General features: G+C 58.3%; 18 protein-coding genes and 1 pseudogene. 12 read left to right on the forward strand and 7 right to left on the reverse strand.

The genetic code is table 11. The features are described 5' to 3' along the window. The first annotated feature begins 44 nt into the window (after positions 1-44). Positions 45-659 carry a TetR/AcrR family transcriptional regulator C-terminal domain-containing protein gene (locus AB4Z23_RS25935; RefSeq protein ID WP_441361020.1) on the forward strand — a complete coding sequence of 205 codons (615 nt, stop codon included), beginning with the start codon at positions 45-47 and terminating at the stop codon, positions 657-659. A 39-nt stretch (positions 660-698) separates the two neighbouring features. Here the strand turns inward: AB4Z23_RS25935 and AB4Z23_RS25940 are convergent, their stop codons facing one another. Beyond that, positions 699-1,556 (reverse strand): LysR substrate-binding domain-containing protein, encoded by an 858-nt coding sequence (locus AB4Z23_RS25940; protein WP_441361021.1) that lies wholly within the window; start codon positions 1,554-1,556, stop codon positions 699-701. Positions 1,557-1,644: 88 nt separating this feature from the next. On the opposite strand from AB4Z23_RS25940, the gene AB4Z23_RS25945 reads away from it, so the two are divergent. Together AB4Z23_RS25945 and AB4Z23_RS25950 are read left to right on the forward strand one after the other, a co-directional pair. Continuing rightward, positions 1,645-2,346, forward strand: coding sequence for a haloacid dehalogenase type II (locus AB4Z23_RS25945; protein WP_441361022.1), 702 nt, complete (start codon positions 1,645-1,647; stop codon positions 2,344-2,346). Between the two features lie 13 nt (positions 2,347-2,359). Then, positions 2,360-3,151 carry an aldolase gene (locus tag AB4Z23_RS25950; protein ID WP_441361023.1) on the forward strand — a complete coding sequence of 264 codons (792 nt, stop codon included), beginning with the start codon at positions 2,360-2,362 and terminating at the stop codon, positions 3,149-3,151. A 53-nt stretch (positions 3,152-3,204) separates the two neighbouring features. On the opposite strand, the gene AB4Z23_RS25955 is transcribed toward AB4Z23_RS25950, so the two are convergent. Further along, positions 3,205-4,125: a LysR substrate-binding domain-containing protein gene (locus AB4Z23_RS25955; RefSeq protein WP_441361024.1), complete on the reverse strand. Its 921-nt coding sequence runs from the start codon at positions 4,123-4,125 to the stop codon at positions 3,205-3,207. A 97-nt stretch (positions 4,126-4,222) separates the two neighbouring features. Between AB4Z23_RS25955 and AB4Z23_RS25960 the strand changes: the two genes are divergently transcribed. The 4 genes and pseudogenes from AB4Z23_RS25960 to AB4Z23_RS25975 form a co-directional block, all read left to right on the forward strand. Beyond that, positions 4,223-5,014 carry an SDR family NAD(P)-dependent oxidoreductase gene (locus AB4Z23_RS25960; RefSeq protein ID WP_441361025.1) on the forward strand — a complete coding sequence of 264 codons (792 nt, stop codon included), beginning with the start codon at positions 4,223-4,225 and terminating at the stop codon, positions 5,012-5,014. A 13-nt stretch (positions 5,015-5,027) separates the two neighbouring features. Beyond that, entirely contained in the window at positions 5,028-5,330 is a 303-nt protein-coding gene (locus AB4Z23_RS25965) for a putative quinol monooxygenase (protein ID WP_441361026.1), read from the forward strand. A gap of 56 nt (positions 5,331-5,386) precedes the next feature. Next, on the forward strand, positions 5,387-6,229 hold the full coding sequence (locus AB4Z23_RS25970; RefSeq protein ID WP_441361027.1) for a type 1 glutamine amidotransferase domain-containing protein: 843 nt from the start codon (positions 5,387-5,389) through the stop codon (positions 6,227-6,229). A gap of 134 nt (positions 6,230-6,363) precedes the next feature. Beyond that, positions 6,364-6,492, forward strand: a pseudogene (locus AB4Z23_RS25975) (TetR/AcrR family transcriptional regulator); the annotation flags it as partial. 12 nt (positions 6,493-6,504) lie between these two features. Here AB4Z23_RS25975 and AB4Z23_RS25980 read toward each other — a convergent pair. Both AB4Z23_RS25980 and AB4Z23_RS25985 read right to left on the reverse strand, forming a co-directional pair. Continuing rightward, positions 6,505-7,695 (reverse strand): M20 aminoacylase family protein, encoded by a 1,191-nt coding sequence (locus AB4Z23_RS25980; protein ID WP_441361028.1) that lies wholly within the window; start codon positions 7,693-7,695, stop codon positions 6,505-6,507. After that, complete coding sequence (locus AB4Z23_RS25985; protein WP_441361029.1) at positions 7,692-8,900, reverse strand: diaminopropionate ammonia-lyase; 1,209 nt, start codon at positions 8,898-8,900, stop codon at positions 7,692-7,694. The genes AB4Z23_RS25980 and AB4Z23_RS25985 overlap by 4 nt, the downstream gene beginning before the upstream one ends. Positions 8,901-9,017: 117 nt before the next feature. Here AB4Z23_RS25985 and AB4Z23_RS25990 point away from each other — a divergent pair, with 117 nt between their 5' ends. Then, positions 9,018-9,488 (forward strand): Lrp/AsnC family transcriptional regulator, encoded by a 471-nt coding sequence (locus tag AB4Z23_RS25990; RefSeq protein WP_441361030.1) that lies wholly within the window; start codon positions 9,018-9,020, stop codon positions 9,486-9,488. Between the two features lie 16 nt (positions 9,489-9,504). Here AB4Z23_RS25990 and AB4Z23_RS25995 read toward each other — a convergent pair whose 3' ends face one another. After that, positions 9,505-10,008, reverse strand: coding sequence for a MarR family winged helix-turn-helix transcriptional regulator (locus tag AB4Z23_RS25995; protein WP_441361031.1), 504 nt, complete (start codon positions 10,006-10,008; stop codon positions 9,505-9,507). 14 nt (positions 10,009-10,022) lie between these two features. Between AB4Z23_RS25995 and AB4Z23_RS26000 the strand changes: the two genes are divergently transcribed. From AB4Z23_RS26000 to AB4Z23_RS26010, 3 genes are all read left to right on the forward strand, one after another. Next, a complete protein-coding gene (locus AB4Z23_RS26000) occupies positions 10,023-10,937 on the forward strand; it encodes an SDR family NAD(P)-dependent oxidoreductase (RefSeq protein ID WP_441361032.1) in 915 nt (304 codons plus the stop codon). 226 nt (positions 10,938-11,163) lie between these two features. Next, complete coding sequence (locus AB4Z23_RS26005; RefSeq protein ID WP_441361033.1) at positions 11,164-12,177, forward strand: NADP-dependent oxidoreductase; 1,014 nt, start codon at positions 11,164-11,166, stop codon at positions 12,175-12,177. 499 nt (positions 12,178-12,676) lie between these two features. Then, entirely contained in the window at positions 12,677-13,078 is a 402-nt protein-coding gene (locus AB4Z23_RS26010) for a PaaI family thioesterase (RefSeq protein ID WP_441361034.1), read from the forward strand. A 576-nt stretch (positions 13,079-13,654) separates the two neighbouring features. Here AB4Z23_RS26010 and AB4Z23_RS26015 read toward each other — a convergent pair. Next, complete coding sequence (locus AB4Z23_RS26015) at positions 13,655-14,278, reverse strand: TetR-like C-terminal domain-containing protein (protein WP_441361035.1); 624 nt, start codon at positions 14,276-14,278, stop codon at positions 13,655-13,657. Next, positions 14,235-14,918 carry an IS6 family transposase gene (locus AB4Z23_RS26020; protein WP_441361036.1) on the reverse strand — a complete coding sequence of 228 codons (684 nt, stop codon included), beginning with the start codon at positions 14,916-14,918 and terminating at the stop codon, positions 14,235-14,237. The genes AB4Z23_RS26015 and AB4Z23_RS26020 overlap by 44 nt, the downstream gene beginning before the upstream one ends. Here AB4Z23_RS26020 and AB4Z23_RS26025 point away from each other — a divergent pair. Next, on the forward strand, positions 14,917-16,286 hold a 1,370-nt coding region (locus AB4Z23_RS26025; protein WP_441361037.1), incomplete at its 3' end, for an MFS transporter. The two genes, AB4Z23_RS26020 and AB4Z23_RS26025, sit on opposite strands and share 2 nt — an antisense overlap.

A 16,286-nucleotide genomic window follows, 5' to 3' on the forward strand; every position in this document is an offset into this window, starting at 1 on the left:
TGCCTAACGGTGTTAGAGAGTCAACAGTAAAACCGGAGATGGACATGCGTATTGTGAAAACCGAGGTCATCTCGACGGCGCTGAAGCTGCTTGATGAGGTCGGCATGGAGGGGTTGACGATGCGTAAGCTGGCGGACGCCCTGAACATCCAGGCGCCGTCGCTTTACTGGCATTTCGCCAATAAGGACGACTTGCTCGAGGGGATGGCGGATGCGCTGATGGAGCCGGTCGCCGCAAGCAATCCGGAAAGCGAGGCGTGGGACGCGAGGCTTGGTCGCGTGGCCTCCGAAGTGCGCAACGCCCTGCTGTCGCGCCGCGATGCGGCACGCGTTTTCGCCGGCACCTATCCCTTATCCGATAACGTGCTGCGCGTCGGCTCGTTGCTCATCGACGCTCTCAAGCAAGCCGGAGCTGACGACCGTGTCGCGACTTGGGGTGCGTTCACGGTCGTCTATTTCGTGATCGGCTTCGTTATCGAGGAGCAGGGTCTTGTGCGCGGAACAGAACCAGCAGGTCAGGAGGAGAACCCCCTGGCAGCAAAATTTCCTATGGCGGCAATCGCGATGCGTGAGATTGCCGGAGCCAATGCCGATCAACGTTTTACGTTTGGGCTCGATCTGCAGATTGCAGGCTTGAAGGCGGCGCTTCGCCTTTCCTGAAACAATGGGAAGGTCACCCGCATATCTTTGTTCAGGACATTACGGCCCCAGACTATCCGTTAGGAAGCTGCCGACAAACTTTGCCTCATTGGACAGACTTGTCCGTCCTTTTACCAGTACAATCTCGGACGCGGGCTGCTCGTCGAAGCCGTCGGATGGCCCCAGTCGCCGGTGTTCGGAAAGCACGGCGTCTGATGGGAGGAGGCTGATCCCCAGGCCGGAGGCGACCGCCGCCTGTACACCCATCAGGCCCTGGCTGGTATAGGCGATCCGCCAGCGGCGACCGCTGCGCTCGATCGCACGGATGGCACGATCCCGGTAGATGCAGCCGACGGGAAACACCGCAAGTGGTACCGGATCCGTCTCGACTGGACGGGCGGCACTTTCCACCCAGATCAGCTCTTCTTTCCAACTCGCAAGACATGCCCCATCGCCAGGCTCGCGCTTGATCAGCGCGAGATCGATCTCGCCTGCGTCCAACAAGCGGCGAAGTTCGGTGCTCCAGCCGCTGACCGTGTCGAGCCTGATATGTGGAGACGCTGCAGAAAATCCCGACAGCAGATCGATAAGCCGCCGCCCGGCAAAATCTTCCGGTACTCCAAGACGGACCGTGCGCGGCGCCGAAGGCCTCCGCATGACCTCGGCGGCCTCATCTGCGATGGCGAGTATTCTGCGCGCATAGCTCAGCAGCAACTCGCCGGCTTCCGTGGTTTCAACGGTCCCGGTCGACTTGTCCCGACGCAGCAACGAGGTGCCCAAATTGACCTCCAGCTTCTTGATCTGCTGGCTCACCGTCGATTGCGTCAGGTGTACCCGTTCGGCCGCCTTGGTAAAGCCGCTGCAATCGACGACTGCAGCAAAGGTTTTCAGAAGATCCAGATCGAAGCCGAAGCTCATTTGATTTCTCGATGACAATTATGATGAGATTTAATTTCTCAATCAATGTGGGTTTTGTCAATCTCGGGGAAATCCAAGGAGAAGATACATGACCCTGATTGGACCCAAGCCGACCTGGCTAACCTTTGATTGCTATGGAACCCTGATTCAGTGGGACGAAGGGCTGCTTGCTGCAATGGACAGAATACTGTCCGCAAAAGGTGGCGATATCGACCAGAAGGCCTTCATCTCGATCTACGACCAACATGAACATTCGCTGGAGGAGGAGCGTCCGCACCGYACGTTTGCCGAGGTCAGCGCGCTTGCGCTGGAACGAGCCATGGGCGAATTCGGCCTTCCGTTTGAGGTCTCGGATGCGGAAATCCTGACCTCGTCGATCGGCAAGATGCCGCCGTTTCCGGAGGTGGTTGCAACACTGGAAAAGCTGAAGGCAGCCGGCTTTCGTCTGGCAATCATCTCCAATACTGATGATGCCATCATTGCTGGAAACGTAGCCCAACTTGGTAGCCACATCGACCGCGTCATCACGGCTGARCAGGCSGGTGCCTACAAGCCATCCAGCSAGATCTTCCATCAYGCCTGGAAAAGCYTCGGCAYCAGCATGGAKGAWCTGGTGCATATCTGCGCCAGCCCGCATCTTGATCTCGCCGCGGCCCGTGAGCTTGGCTTTCGTACTGTCTGGATCGATCGTGGCACGGGCCGCAAACCACTCGCTGACTACCACCCGAATGAAATCGTTCCGACGCTCGACAAGCTCCCCGCAGTGATTGCCGCGGCTGGCTGGATGTAACAAGGAGACAAGCATGGCTCACGAACTCAATATCTCGAATGCAAATGCCGCTGTTCGCCGCAATGTCTCGTTGGATACCGATGAGATATGGCAGGCACGGGTCGATCTGGCCGCCTGTCTGCGGATGGCGGCGCGGCTGGGGCTGGAAGAGGGTATCTGCAACCATTTCTCCGCCATCGTGCCCGGCCATCCCGACCTCTTCATCGTCAACCGTCTGGGTTGGGCCTTTCAGGAGGCGACGGCATCCTCTTTGCTGATCTGTGATTTCGAAGGCAATGTGGTCGCAGGCGATGGGGTGCCCGAGGCGACGGCCTTCTTCATCCATGCACGACTGCACAAGATGGCGCCGCGGGTTGGAGCCGCCTTCCACACCCATATGCCAAATGCGACTGCGCTCAGCATGGTGGAAGGCGAGCCCTTGGTCTGGGCTGGCCAAACGGCGCTGAAATTCTACGGCCGCGTGGCAGTCGACGAAAATTACAATGGTCTGGCGCTGGACGAAAGCGAAGGCGACAGGATCGCCTCGGTCCTCGGGGACAAGGACATCCTGTTCATGAAAAACCATGGTGTGATGGTCTGCGCGCCGAACATCGCCGAAGCCTGGGACGATCTCTACTATCTCGAACGTGCTGCCGAAGTTCAGTTGAAGGCAATGGGCTCCGGCCGCAAACTCCTGCCGGTCGTGGCTGCTGTCGCGGCTGAAGCGGCGCGGCAGATGCGCGAAGGGGACCCGGAAAGTGCCAGGATGCATCTGGAGAGCATCCGGCGGGTCCTCGACCGGCAGGCGCCAGACTATCGCGATTGATGGAACAGGAAAGGCGACGCGTTGGCATTCGCCTTTCCCATATTCCGTCCAGGTCAGGACGTCCCTTTCAGTTGCGGTGAATCACCCAGTGTCACGACCATATGTTCGATGAAGGCACGAGCGCGGTGGGGCAGGGGACCACCACCAACATAGACGGCATGCACCAGTTCAAGATCGCCTGGATTGAAGTCTTCGAGCAACGGGATCAACCGTCCCGCCACAATGTCGTCCGCGACGTGAAACAGGCCTACCCGGGCAATGCCGGCGCCCGCCAGCACCATTTGCTTCATCGTCTCGCCGTTGTTGACGACGATGCTGCCTTTGACCGGTTGTGCGATGTCCCGGTCATGGTCACGAAACGGCCAGGACGGTCTTGCTCGCCGGAAATTGAACGTCAGGCAGTCGTGATGCTCGAGATCTGACGGGTTTTCCGGAAAACCCCGGCGCGCCAGATAGTCGGGTGAAGCACAGACCACTCGCCGGCTTTGTCCCAGCTTGCGGGCGATCAGGCCGCTGTCCGGCAGGTTGCCCATGCGGATGGCGACATCGGTCTTTTCCGCCACCAGATCGACAATTCCGTCGGTGAAGGAGAGATCGACGATCAGATCGGGATTGCGCGCAATGAAGTCCGGCATGGCGGGTGCGACGAACATCGCACCGAACGGTATCGTTGTATTGATCCGCAGTCGCCCGCGCACCGCGCCACCCGCGGCCTCCTGATCCGCCTCGTTCAGTTCCTGCAAAATCCGAAGCGCCGCATGATGATAGGCCTCGCCTTCTTGCGTGAGTGTCAGGGCACGGGTGGTTCGCACCAGCAGGCGAGTCCCGAGCCTTGTTTCCAGGCGTGCGATCAGCTTGCTGACCGCCGATGGCGTGATGTCGAGGTTGCGAGCCGCGGCGGAGAATCCTCCGTCCTGAACGACGCGGGCAAACACTTCCATTTCTCCCGAACGTTCCATCAGGATGCGCGGCATTAATGATCCTCATTCACAAGTGCATGTCTCCTGTGGGCAATAGTACCTCCGCCTTTCAAATCATAAATAGTCCTCAGCATCAATCTGGAGACAAACAATGGACCTGCAACTGAACGGAAAGACCGCCCTCGTGACCGGCGCCACCGCCGGCATTGGCCTCGAAATCGCCCGTACGCTCGCCAAGGAGGGAGCGCGCGTCGTCATTTCGGGCCGCGGCCGCGCCAAGCTCGACAGCGCGATCGCTTCCGTCAAGGCATCGGGCGGATCGGAAATCTCTGGAGTTCTGGCAGACGCCGCCAGCGCCGAGGGTGCGGCGATCATCGCCAGCGCGGAATCTTCGATCGACATCCTCGTCAACAATCTCGGCATCTACGAGAGCAAGGACTTCGGCGACATCACCGACGCCGACTGGAGCCATATGTTCGACGTCAATGTCATGAGCGGCGTGCGCCTGTCGCGCACCTATCTGCCAGGCATGCTGGAGCGCAACTGGGGCCGGATCATCTTCATTTCCAGTGAGTCGGGCCTCGCCATCCCTGTGGACATGATCCATTACGCAACGAGCAAGACGGCGCAGCTGTCGATCTCGCGCGGATTGGCGCAGCTGACCCGCGGCACCAATGTCACGGTCAATTCCGTCCTGCCGGGCCCGACCCGCTCGGAAGGCATCGAAGCCTTCCTGCGCAGCCAGGCAAGCGATCCGTCCGCGCCGATCAAAGAGATCGAGGCCGAATTCTTCGCCACCGCCCGCGCGGCTTCGATCCTTCAGCGCATGGTGGAAGCGGAAGAGGTGGCAAATCTCGTTGCCTATCTCGCCAGCCCCCGTTCATCCGCCACGAACGGTGCAGCCCTTCGTGCCGAAGGCGGTCTCGTCAACACCATCGCCTGAGAAAGGCTTCCCCATGTCAAACACGCCTTTGACCATCATCGCCATCACCACCGCCAAGCCCGGCAAGGAGGCGGCGCTTGGCGCTGCCCAGGAAAAGCTGGTCGCCGAGACTTTGGCCGAAGACGGCTGCCTTCGGTACGAGTTGCACCAGTCGCTCGATGATGGACGCGTGCGCATCTTTGTCGAAACCTGGCAAAGTGAAGCCCAATGGCGCGCCCATATGCAGGGCGCCGCCCTGCAGCGCTTTCAGGCGAGCGGCGTCGGTGAATATTTCGCCGACTTCGCCCTGCACCGGCTGACTAAGGTCGCCGGCTGATCAGCATCCGTCTTCTGCATTCCCAAACAGATCTTCCCATTTTCGGAGATAAACCCATGAAACTTCTGCGCAGCCTCGCCATCATTCTTGCGCTCGGCGCCAGCACCTTCAGCGCTCATGCSGGAAACGTSCTGATCGTCCTGTCCGATTCCGATCGCCTCGATCTGAAGGACGGCAAGGTGTTCAAAACCGGATTCTAYCTCAATGAACTCATGCAGCCGGTTAAGGCACTGCTCGACGCCGGCCATGAGATCACCTTCGCCACACCCAAAGGTATGGCGCCTTCCGTCGACCGGACATCCATCGACAAGATGTATTTTGGCGGTGACGAAGCGGCCATGAAAGCCAGCGAGGCACAGCTTTCGGAACTGGGCCTGATGTCGAGCGACARGTCGCCGGTCATCAGCCTCGCGCGGGTCGRGCAGATYGGYTACGACMATTTYGACGCGGTGTACGTACCCGGCGGTCACGCACCGATGCAGGACCTGTTGGTGAGTTCCGAKCTCGGCAARCTGCTCAGCTATTTCCACGAAAAGGGCAAGACGACGGCGCTTGCCTGCCATGGTCCGATCGCGCTTCTCTCAACACTRCSRGACGCACAAGAGTTCGTGGCGAAGTTCGAGACGAGCGGAACCGCAAAGGCRCAAACGGACTGGATCTATGCCGGCTACAAGYTCACGGTCTTCAGCAACCGGGAGGARGARATGGCCAAAGGACTACTGGGTGGTGGCGAGATGAAGTTCTATCCGCAGGATGCGCTTACTAAGGCGGGTGGTGAGTTCAGCCAGGCCGACGCTCCCTTCGACGGTCACGTCGTCGTGGACCGGGAACTGATCACCGGCCAGAACCCGGCGTCGGCGCCGGCTGTTGCACAGGAGTTGCTGAGCAGACTGAAATAGAGAGGAGTGCTGATGGCGTCCCGGCGGGACGTCAGTCATGTCAGGTAAGAAGGTAAGACGATATTTTTTTCCGAAAAGCCAGGGGCACTGTAGAGGTCTCCGCGCTGTCACCTCCTTCATGAGCCGTTGACGGCGAGGAGCGTGCACGGGCTATTTTTGCAGCAATTGCCGGAGCCCAGCTTCTTGCACGAAGCCGCTCCGGCATTTCCATTTTCGACTTGAAGATCCAAAGCTATCGCGCGGCCGCGCTTCTTCCGGAGTGATAGATGTGATCGTCAAAGTCGGTGCGGCTGCAGACGGCGTCGCACTATCCCTACGTGAAACCGCAAGCCGTGAACCAGTCCATCGTCACTGAAGTCATAGTTCGGATTGTGCAGCGGCGAAGACTTCTCTCCRTTACCRARRAATRCGAAGCACCCCGGCACCCTGGTRAGGAACTGGGCRAAGTCTTCCGACGCCGTCATCGGYTTCGMGCTGACCCGAACWTTGGCGGCACCAAMGAGATCTCGCGCYACGTCAATCGCCTCGTTGGCCAGGGTGACATCGTTGACGAGCGGAATGAATTCCCGCGTATAGTCGACATGCGCTTCGACATTATAGGCAAGCGCGGTGCCTTGCGAGATGACGCGCATCTGCTTTTCGATGTCGGCGCTGACGTCACTCCGGAAGCTTCGGGCATCACCAAGGATGCGAGCAGTCCCGGGAAGCGCGTTCCTCGTCCCGTCAGTGATGAGTTCGGTGACGGACACCACCGCGATATCGGCCGGGTCGAGACGACGCGCGACGATCGTCTGAAGGTTGGTGACCAGTGCGCAGGCGGCAACAAGCACCTCGTTGCCGGAATGCGGCCGCGCCGCATGACCTCCGATGCCCGTGAGCGTGATCTCGAAATTGTCCTCGGCCGACATGATGGCATCGGGTTTCGTTTCGAACACGCCCACAGGCAGACCCGGCATGTTGTGGATGCCATAGATCTCGTCGAACGGGAACTTCTCGAAGAGGCCGTCCGACATCATCGCCAGCGCGCCTTTTCCCCATTCCTCCGCAGGCTGGAAGATGAAGCGGACGGTGCCATCGAAACCGCCTTCCTCGGCCAAAAGCCTCGCAGCGCCGAGGAGCATGGCCGTATGACCGTCGTGTCCGCAGGCGTGCATGATCCCCTCGTTTGTGGATTTGTAGTCCGCGCTGCCATTCTCGGTAATCCGTAGCGCATCCATATCGGCCCGCAGGGCGACGACACGATTACCGCTTCCCCGCTTCAAAGTGCCGACGACGCCGGTGCCACCAATGTTCTCCGTTACATCATCGAGGCCAAATTCCCGGAGCTTGGAAGCGACAAAGGCGGCCGTCGCGTGTTCCTTGAAACCGAACTCGGGGCGGGCATGAAGATGCCGACGCCACGCCGTCATTTCCGCGATCAACTGGCTGATCTCACTTACTGACACTGGCTTTGCTCCTTCAGTCATACGTTAACCTCCTCTGCCCTCGCCAGAACCGATGCTGGCGTCTCGCCAACGAGCTCTTTGTACCGGACAGGATCGGTTGCCCCTTCAGTGTTGATGAGCAGAATACGAGACCGGTCGCCGAGTTTGAGTGTCTGCTTGATATCCTGATCCGCAAGAGCCTTGATCAGTCCAGCCAAGCCAACACCGCCGCTTTCGCCTGCGACGATTGCACGGTCGCAAGAGGGGGGACKGGCCAATCTCCTCATGGCGTCGATCGCATCCTGCTCGTCCACCGTCATGAAGGCGTCAGCGGCACGCGAAAGAATGCGCCAGGCGACCAGCGATGGTTCGTAGCATTCGAGCATCGCCATCACGGTGGGCTCCCCATGCGGGACGACCACTGGATGTCCCGCCCGGGCGCTCTCGACAATGCACGCCGCTCTTTGCGGGTCGACAACGATGAACATCGGCCGGTTCTCACCCATGGCTATCGAAAGATAGCCAGCCACCGCAGCGGCAATGCCGCCGACGCCAGACTGCACGAAGACATGGGTCGGAGGTTCACTCAGCTCTCTGAGGGCCTCGCGGACAAGCGCGGTGTAACCTTGGATGACGAGGCCGGGTACACGCTCATAGCCGGGCCACGACGTATCCGATACGACGGTCCAATGCTGTTCGCCTGCAACCCTGGTCGCTTCCCTGACGGAGTCGTCGTACGACCCCTCGACACGGATCATGTCCGAGCCGAAGCGGGCGATCGCCGCGACCCGTTCGTCGCTGACGCCGGCGTGAACGAATATCGCTGCCCGRGCGCCAACGATTTTTGCACCCTGGGCCACGGATCGACCGTGATTGCCATCGGTGGCGCAGGCGAAAGTCATGGTGCTCGCGACCGCCCTGACGTCTGGCGCGTGAAGTTCGGATATATCGACGTGTCGAGACAGTCGTTTGGCCGCCTCTTCGAGAACAAGCCGTATAACGGCATAGGAACCACCAAGTGCCTTGAAACTGCCAAGGCCAAGACGGAAACCCTCATCCTTCACGTGGATGCTCGACACTCCACGCTCGGCGGCGAGACCTGGAAGCGTGACCAGCGGCGTGGGAGCATTGTGTTCGCGATATGTGAGGTATCGTTCGACCTCSCTGGCGGCGTCTTTGCCGAGCGTTTCGGCATCACGAGGATCGAGAGTAGATCTGTAGTCCGAAAGTGTGTTTGGCAAAAACATGATTGTCTCCGATATGCGTCACGAAACTATATTGCATTCAGCGCGCACTAGGCGCTGAATATCGMGKCYTRATTTGCAAGTTTGTTTCGTTKSCCCACTGCYGGAGTMGAMYRCCTCGTGACCCTTGATGACTTCGACCGCAAAATCCTCGGCMTCCTTCAGAAGAACAATCTKACGCCRCAAAGAACGATCGGGGAGGCGGTCAACCTTTCTGCTCCTGCCGTTCAGCGCCGGATCAAGAAAATGACTGAAGCCGGAATTATCACCGCCAATGTTGCCGTCGTTGATCCCGCAGCCTTAGGACATCCGATCACAATCTTCGTCGAAGTGGAGGTGATCAGCGAAACATCCGAGCAGATTGAAAGCGCCAAGCAGGCGTTCGCGGCTACGCCTGAGATCCAGCAATGCTTCTACGTGACTGGCGAGGCGGATTTTGTGCTGGTCGTTATCGTCCCGTCGATGGCGGATTATGAGGCGCTGACCCGCCGGCTGTTTTTCGGCAACAATAACGTCAAGCGCTTCCGGACATTCGTGGCAATGGACCGGATCAAGATCGGGCTCGAAGTGCCGCTACCTCGGTCCGTTTGACGTCCAGGTCGGTCGCTTATTCGTGCCGGTTGAACTTCCGAAGCAGTCCTGTGAATTGAATAAGCTCGGCTTCGCTCCAGCCATCAGTGCGTGAGTGGAACGCTCCGGCCTTCACCTCGATGGATGTGTCAAGCCTCAATCGTCCCTCCTGCGTCAACCGATAGATGGTCGAACGTCGGTCGTCGGGGCCGGTCGCCGATTCTGACAGCCCCAGATCGCATAGCGACTTCAACAGCCTGCTAACCGCGCTCTTGTCCATATCGAGCTGTTCCGAAAGCTGTCGGCCTGTTGCAGAATCTCGGGCCGACAGGATCGTAGCAATCTGGAAAGCAGCGGGCTGAAGCTTCGGGTGAAACCGTTCCGCCGATGCGGCGGTGAGGGCGCGTGAGGCGGCGAGCAGCGCATTGAGCTCTAGTCCAAGCTCCCTGAGATGTTCGGCACGCGCTTTTTCCATAATCACCTCGGCAAAAATATGGTGGACATATGTCAACCAAATGCACATAGTGGATATATCAACCAAATACGGTTCTGCAAATGCCTCAGCGTAAGAAAGTTCTCATAACAGGTGCCACTGACGGTATCGGTCAGCTCGCAGCAATCGAGCTGGCGCGCCGGGGTGCCGACCTCATCCTGACGGCGAGAAGCCAGTCGAAGGCAGCAACCACGAGAGCGCTAATCGATGCCGCCGCACCAGGTGCAGCCGTCGATGTATTCTACGTGGACTTCTCGGATCTTAGGGCGGTGGTCGCCGTTGGTAGAACTATCGCCGCCCGGCATCCGCATATCGACGTGCTGATCAACAATGCGGGTCTGCATGCGTTCAAGCAGCGCGTYACCAARGACGGTTTTGCGGAAATGATGGCCGTGAACTATTTCGCGCCATGGCTTCTGACATCGGTACTGCGYGACAMSCTGSTGCRGTCGGCTCCTGCCCGYATCGTCACYGTCGCATCCGAAGCATCCCGTCAGAGCGGCGGACTGAGTATCGACAAAGACCTTCTGGATACCGCATCCTTCACGGCCCGTGGGTCTTCAAAGATATACGGTCGCACCAAGCTGCTGGACATCATGTTCTCGATCGAGCTTGCGCGACAGCTCGATGGTACGGRGGTAACAGTCAATTGCCTTGACCCGGGCTTCAACGTCACAAGTCTGGGSCGCGAGCTCGGATTTTCCGGTCCGCTCGCCAGGGGCTTGAACTGGTTAGGAATCGGAGATCCGAACCGTGGTGCTGGGATCATCGCGCGGCTCGCGACCGATCCGGAATTCGAAGTGACGACTGGCCTCTACGTTTCTGTCAAAAATGCACGAACGCTAACGCCTATTGCACCCGCCAATAGCGAGGAGCAACGCCGCCGCCTGTGGGTTTCGACTGCTCAACTTCTCGGTCCTTTCCTGATGGACAAGGATGGTGTCGGCCTAAAGACTGTAGGAGAAACATGTTTTTGAGATCGTGAGCAGTAGATCCGGTCGAGTATTCGCGCGTGATGCTAATGCGGCGTTAGACATCGGTCGTGAGTTCGGAGCTCATTAGCGGCTCATGCCCTTAGCTCCAGCGCACGGCGAAACAACATAAGACGTCGGATTAGCGTATGCAGCTTCCTTTTGGGAGCTTGGAAAATCAGTGTCTTTAACTAAACTATCGGGGATCCGATAACGGCAGGGAACGAAAAGCATGACCTCTATTCGCCGCGTTGTGTTGGCAAGCCGACCGGCTGGTCAGCCGAAACCCGAGAATTTTCGTATCGAGGGCTTTGAGCTCCCGGAAGCTGCCGAGGGAGAGGTCACCGTACAATCCTTGTACCTTTCCCTGGACCCTTACATGCGCGGCCGTATGAGCGACGCCAAGTCTTATGCGGCGCCAGTCCCTGTTGACGGCGTCATGGAAGGCGAGACGGTTTCCGAAGTGGTGAAGTCACGTCATACCGGCTTCGCGCCAGGCGATATCGTTCGCGGACGCACCGGGTGGAGCACCCACGCAGTTGTTCGGGGAGAGACCTTGAGACGCGTCGAGACGTATGGCGCACCGCTCACGACTGCGCTTGGTGTCCTCGGAATGCCCGGCTCGACCGCCTGGAGCGGACTGAAGTTCATCGGACAGCCGAAGCAAGGAGAGACCGTCGTGGTAGCCGCCGCTTCGGGGCCTGTCGGCTCGCTGGTGGGACAGCTTGCCAAGCTCGCGGGAGCCAGGGCGGTCGGGATTGCCGGGGGACCGGACAAATGTTCGTTCGTAAAGGACGGCCTTGGCTTTGACGCGGTCGTTGATCATCGCTCCAAAGATTTAGGTTCCGATCTGGACATCGCGTGCCCGAACGGCATCGACGTGTACTTTGAGAATGTCGGCGGTCATGTATGGGACGCTGTCCTCCCGCGGCTGAACCAGTTTGCACGTGTGCCAGTCTGTGGATTGGTCGCGCACTATAACGGTACAGGGTCCGGGGCGAGTGACAGGCTGCCGGCCACGATGTCGGCAATTCTCAGGCGCAGCCTTCTCGTTCGGGGCTTCATCCAGACGGAATTCGCCAGTCATTTCGAAGAGTTTCTTGAAGAGGTGGCACCGCGCGTTGTTTCCGGTGATATCAAGTACCGCGAAGATATCGTTGATGGCCTGGAGAACGCACCGGAAGCCTTTATTGGAATGCTGACCGGGGGTAATTTCGGCAAGCTAATCGTCAAGCTTTCAATTTGATGGTTCATTTTGGCGAAACCGATCGCAAGAGGACCAGACCGCTCGATGGCGTTGCCCCCGACAATCGACCTTTCCCTCGGCTACAATGACGCGAACACCTCGCGCCTGCTGAAAGCTGTGGTCTCAAAAAGCGGCGAACTGAAATTCAACAACTAGATATCAATTCCGGTTCTATCCGATGACCATTGCGAAATATAACCCTGTGACGGGCGGAAGTCTTCTCTTTACGTGTAATGCACGATTTAATGAGCTCAGACGGTAACCAGTTGTGCACGATCAAATTGCTGATTAGGGTGGTACGATCTAGCCGGTCATAGACGAGGTGTTGCCATTCGAAAAGACGGCTGAGGCACTGGCTTATGTCGAGATCGGCCGCCCAAAAGGATAAGGTCGTTATCAAAGTGGAGTAGGATCGATCGAGAATTTACAAACGACGTTTGGCGTCGCCGCGCGAGACGAGATCGTCGGCTTGAGTGGGCGCCAGCATATGGAGGCTATTATGCTCGGCGAGCTTCCTGCGCCGCCAATGGCGGGCACGCTGTCGTTTCATCTTGTGGAGATCGGCGAGGGGACGGCAGTATTCGAGGCCTTTCCCGGACCACATTTGCTCAACCCGCTCGGCACAGTGCATGGGGGCTGGGTTTTGACGCTAATCGATACCGTCACCGGTTGCGCAGCTCATACGCTGTTGCCAGCAGGAGTAGGTTATACGACGATTGAAACGAAGGCAAACTTCTCCCGGCCCATCATGCCGGATAGCGGTCCTGTACGGGTCGAGGGCCGTGTTTTAAACAAGGGACGCACGATTATCACTGCGGAAGGCAGGGTGGTCGATGGGAGTGGGCGCTTGCTCGGGCATGGCACTTCAACATTGATGGTATTCAATGCGCCTGTCGGATAACAGATCAATCTTCCTTACATCGCCGACATGCCTCAGACTAGCATTTAGCTCCGTCTGCTTTCCGCTCGGACCCCGAATCCAGCCATGCCAAGGCTCTGTCAAGATTTCCTTTGATACATCGGTGTCAGACATAACACGCGCGGGTATGACCGCGCCAACATCATCGACCAGCTTCCGATCGCCCTACGCCGGTGATCGACTTGAGCGGGCTCAGTAGAATTCTTATTCACCCAATACAGCCGCGCCCGTACCCCGTCCCTCACCACAGCGCGGCTTCAGGCGTCTGCCGCAGCTTGTCGGCTGCTAGTCCTGAGATCGAACGCACCCGGCTGACAGTGTTATGCAACCGCTGCGGTCTTGAACTCGTCAGACCAGAACCGCCCCACATGTCGCGGCGAGCCGTCAAAACGATCAGACACCGCCTCAATTATCCACAATAATCCAAGGCTAGTTGGAGACACAGACAAAGATCCTCACATTCAGAGAAGTCGTATATCGGAAATACCGACCCGACATTAGCGACAACAGATGGGGTCTCCTTGCCCATTGCGATATAACCACTTGGAGAATTTTAATTTATCCGTTTCTAGCCATGACGAGCGCATTTCTAACGCATCGCCGGTGGAACGCATCATCGATAGCCAATTTGCTGACGAAGGCTCTGAACCAGGCCGGTGCCACTAGCGCCTCAATAACAGCGCCGTGGTCTTGGATGGACGGCAACTGTCCGCGTTGGACCGCTCTTTCGAGCATTACGTAAGAACGAGAAAAGCGATCGCGCCAGAACTCACCGAGAACGTCACTGACTGCCTCGTCACCTTCTATGGAAGCCGCGAAAAAAGCCTGCATCAGTTTCGTCATTGCAGGATCTCCCAGCGTAACGGCGATACTGTCGAGATATGCCTTGAAATCTCCCTCAATCGACCCGGTATCTGGAACAGGCACAAATTTGTCAGCGAGATCGAGCAATAGGTCAGCGACAAGACGGGGGCGAGTTGGCCACCGCCTATAAACGGTCGCGTTGTCCACCCCAGCCAAGGCAGCGACACTGCGATGAGAGAGGCTGCCATAGCCCTGCTCCTGAAGTATTTGGCGGACCGCTGGTTTTGTCGCAAACTTTTTAAAAGGCCGCCGAAGCGGCCATCGCTGGACACAGTTATGCAGCGAGTGCGGCGAATTGCTGAAATGCGGATTGGCCACTGGTTGGAAATTGCCGCTTGCGGATCATATGCGCCACTTCGATGCCATCCAGCGTTGCTGACGCCGATTGAAAGGATTTGAAGCCTTTCATGGGGCGGGTCAGCTTCTTGATAAACCGGTGGTCCTGCTCAATCGTGTTGTTGAGGCATTTGATCTGCAGGATCTCGATCAGCCAGAACCATCCATACAACAGCAGCAACCAGTTGATGTTTTGCAATCCTGCCAGGTTCGCGCCACTCTTATCGATGACGACCTTTTCGGGCCAGCCATTGTTCTTAATCGTGCGGGCGAAGAATGTGCAGGCCGCGGCCTCATCGCGGTTTTCAGACAGCATGAAATCAAGGGTTTTGCCGAATTTGTCGACAGCCCGATAGAAATAGGTCCACTTGCCTTTGACCTGGATATAGGTCTCGTCCATCCGCCAGGAGCTGCTGGTTGCGGATTTGCGCCGCTGGGCTTGGCAGGCAATCAGGGGCGAATATTTCACGACCCATCTGTTCAGCGTAGCGTGGTCAACGGCAACGCCGCGCTCGGCCATAATCTCTTCCAGATCACGATAGGAGACCGCATATCTCACGTAGAAAAATACCGCGTATAAAATCACGTCTTTCGGGTAATGACTGCCTTTGAAATCGACCATGATCGGGAAACTCAATCTACCTGCTTATCTTCAACCCGGATCGACGCCTACCATACTGGTTGCAAACCCGGTGAAAAGTTTTGCGACAGAACCCTCCATGGTTCAGGCGGCCGGAACATTGCCGATCTTCCTGCTTGCCATTCCGGCAGGCGTTCTCACCGACATTCTGGATCGCCGCAAGTTCCTGATTGCGGTCCAGCTCCTGCTGGCCTCCGTAAGTATCTCGCTGATGGTCCTCTCGCAGACAGGCATGCTTTCCGTGAGCGCACTGATCGGCCTGACCTTCCTCGGCGGCGTTGGTGCCGCATTGATGGGCCCGACCTGGCAGGCGATTGTTCCTGAACTCGTGAAACGCGAGGACGTGAAGAGCGCTGTCGCTCTCAACTCCCTCGGCATCAATATCGCTCGTTCCATCGGCCCAGCTGCTGGCGGTTTGCTTCTGGCAGCGTTCGGGGCGGGGATCACCTATGGCGCAGACGTTGCAAGCTACATCTTCGTTATCGCGGCTCTGGTGTGGTGGCCACGTGCCAAAAACGCCAACGACGCTCTACAAGAGAACTTCTTCGGCGCGTTCAGGGCTGGCCTACGTTACACTCGCTCAAGCCGCCCCCTGCATGTCGTCCTTCTTCGTGCCGCCATCTTCTTCGCATTCGCCAGTGCCGTSTGGGCACTTCTTCCGCTGGTTGCCCGWCAACTGCTGGGTGGTGATGCCAGCTTCTACGGTATTCTGCTTGGTGCGGTCGGYGCCGGTGCGATYGGTGGAGCATTGGTCATGCCGAGGCTACGCGAACGCCTGAGCTCGGATGGTTTGCTTCTTGGCGCAGCGGTGATCACCGCAGTTGTCATGGGTGTCCTTTCGCTCGCCCCGCCGAAGATCGTCGCCATTATCGCTCTTCTGTTCCTCGGTGGTGCTTGGATCACCGCCCTGACGACCCTGAACGGCGCAGCCCAGGCTGTTCTGCCCAACTGGGTGCGTGGGCGTGGCCTYGCTGTCTATCTGACCGTATTCAACGGAGCCATGACGGCGGGCAGCCTCGGCTGGGGTGCTGTGGGCGAAGCCGTTGGAATTCAGACCACATTGCTTATCGGTRCAGCTGGCTTGCTCGTTGCGGGGTTCATCATGCACCGCGTAAAGCTCCCGGCTGGTGACGCCGACATGGTGCCGTCCAACCACTGGCCGGAACCGCTGGTCGCCGAGCCTGTTGCTCATGACCGTGGTCCTGTCCTGATCCTCATCGAGTACAAGGTCGAGAAACAGCATCGTTCAGCCTTCCTGCGTGCTCTCGACCACCTGTCTCAAGAACGCCGCCGCGATGGTGCCTATGGGTGGGGTGTGACGGAAGATTCCGCCGATCCGGAAAAGATCGT

The sequence above is a fragment of the Agrobacterium sp. MCAB5 genome (assembly GCF_052114365.1).
GTDB lineage: Bacteria > Pseudomonadota > Alphaproteobacteria > Rhizobiales > Rhizobiaceae > Agrobacterium > Agrobacterium tumefaciens.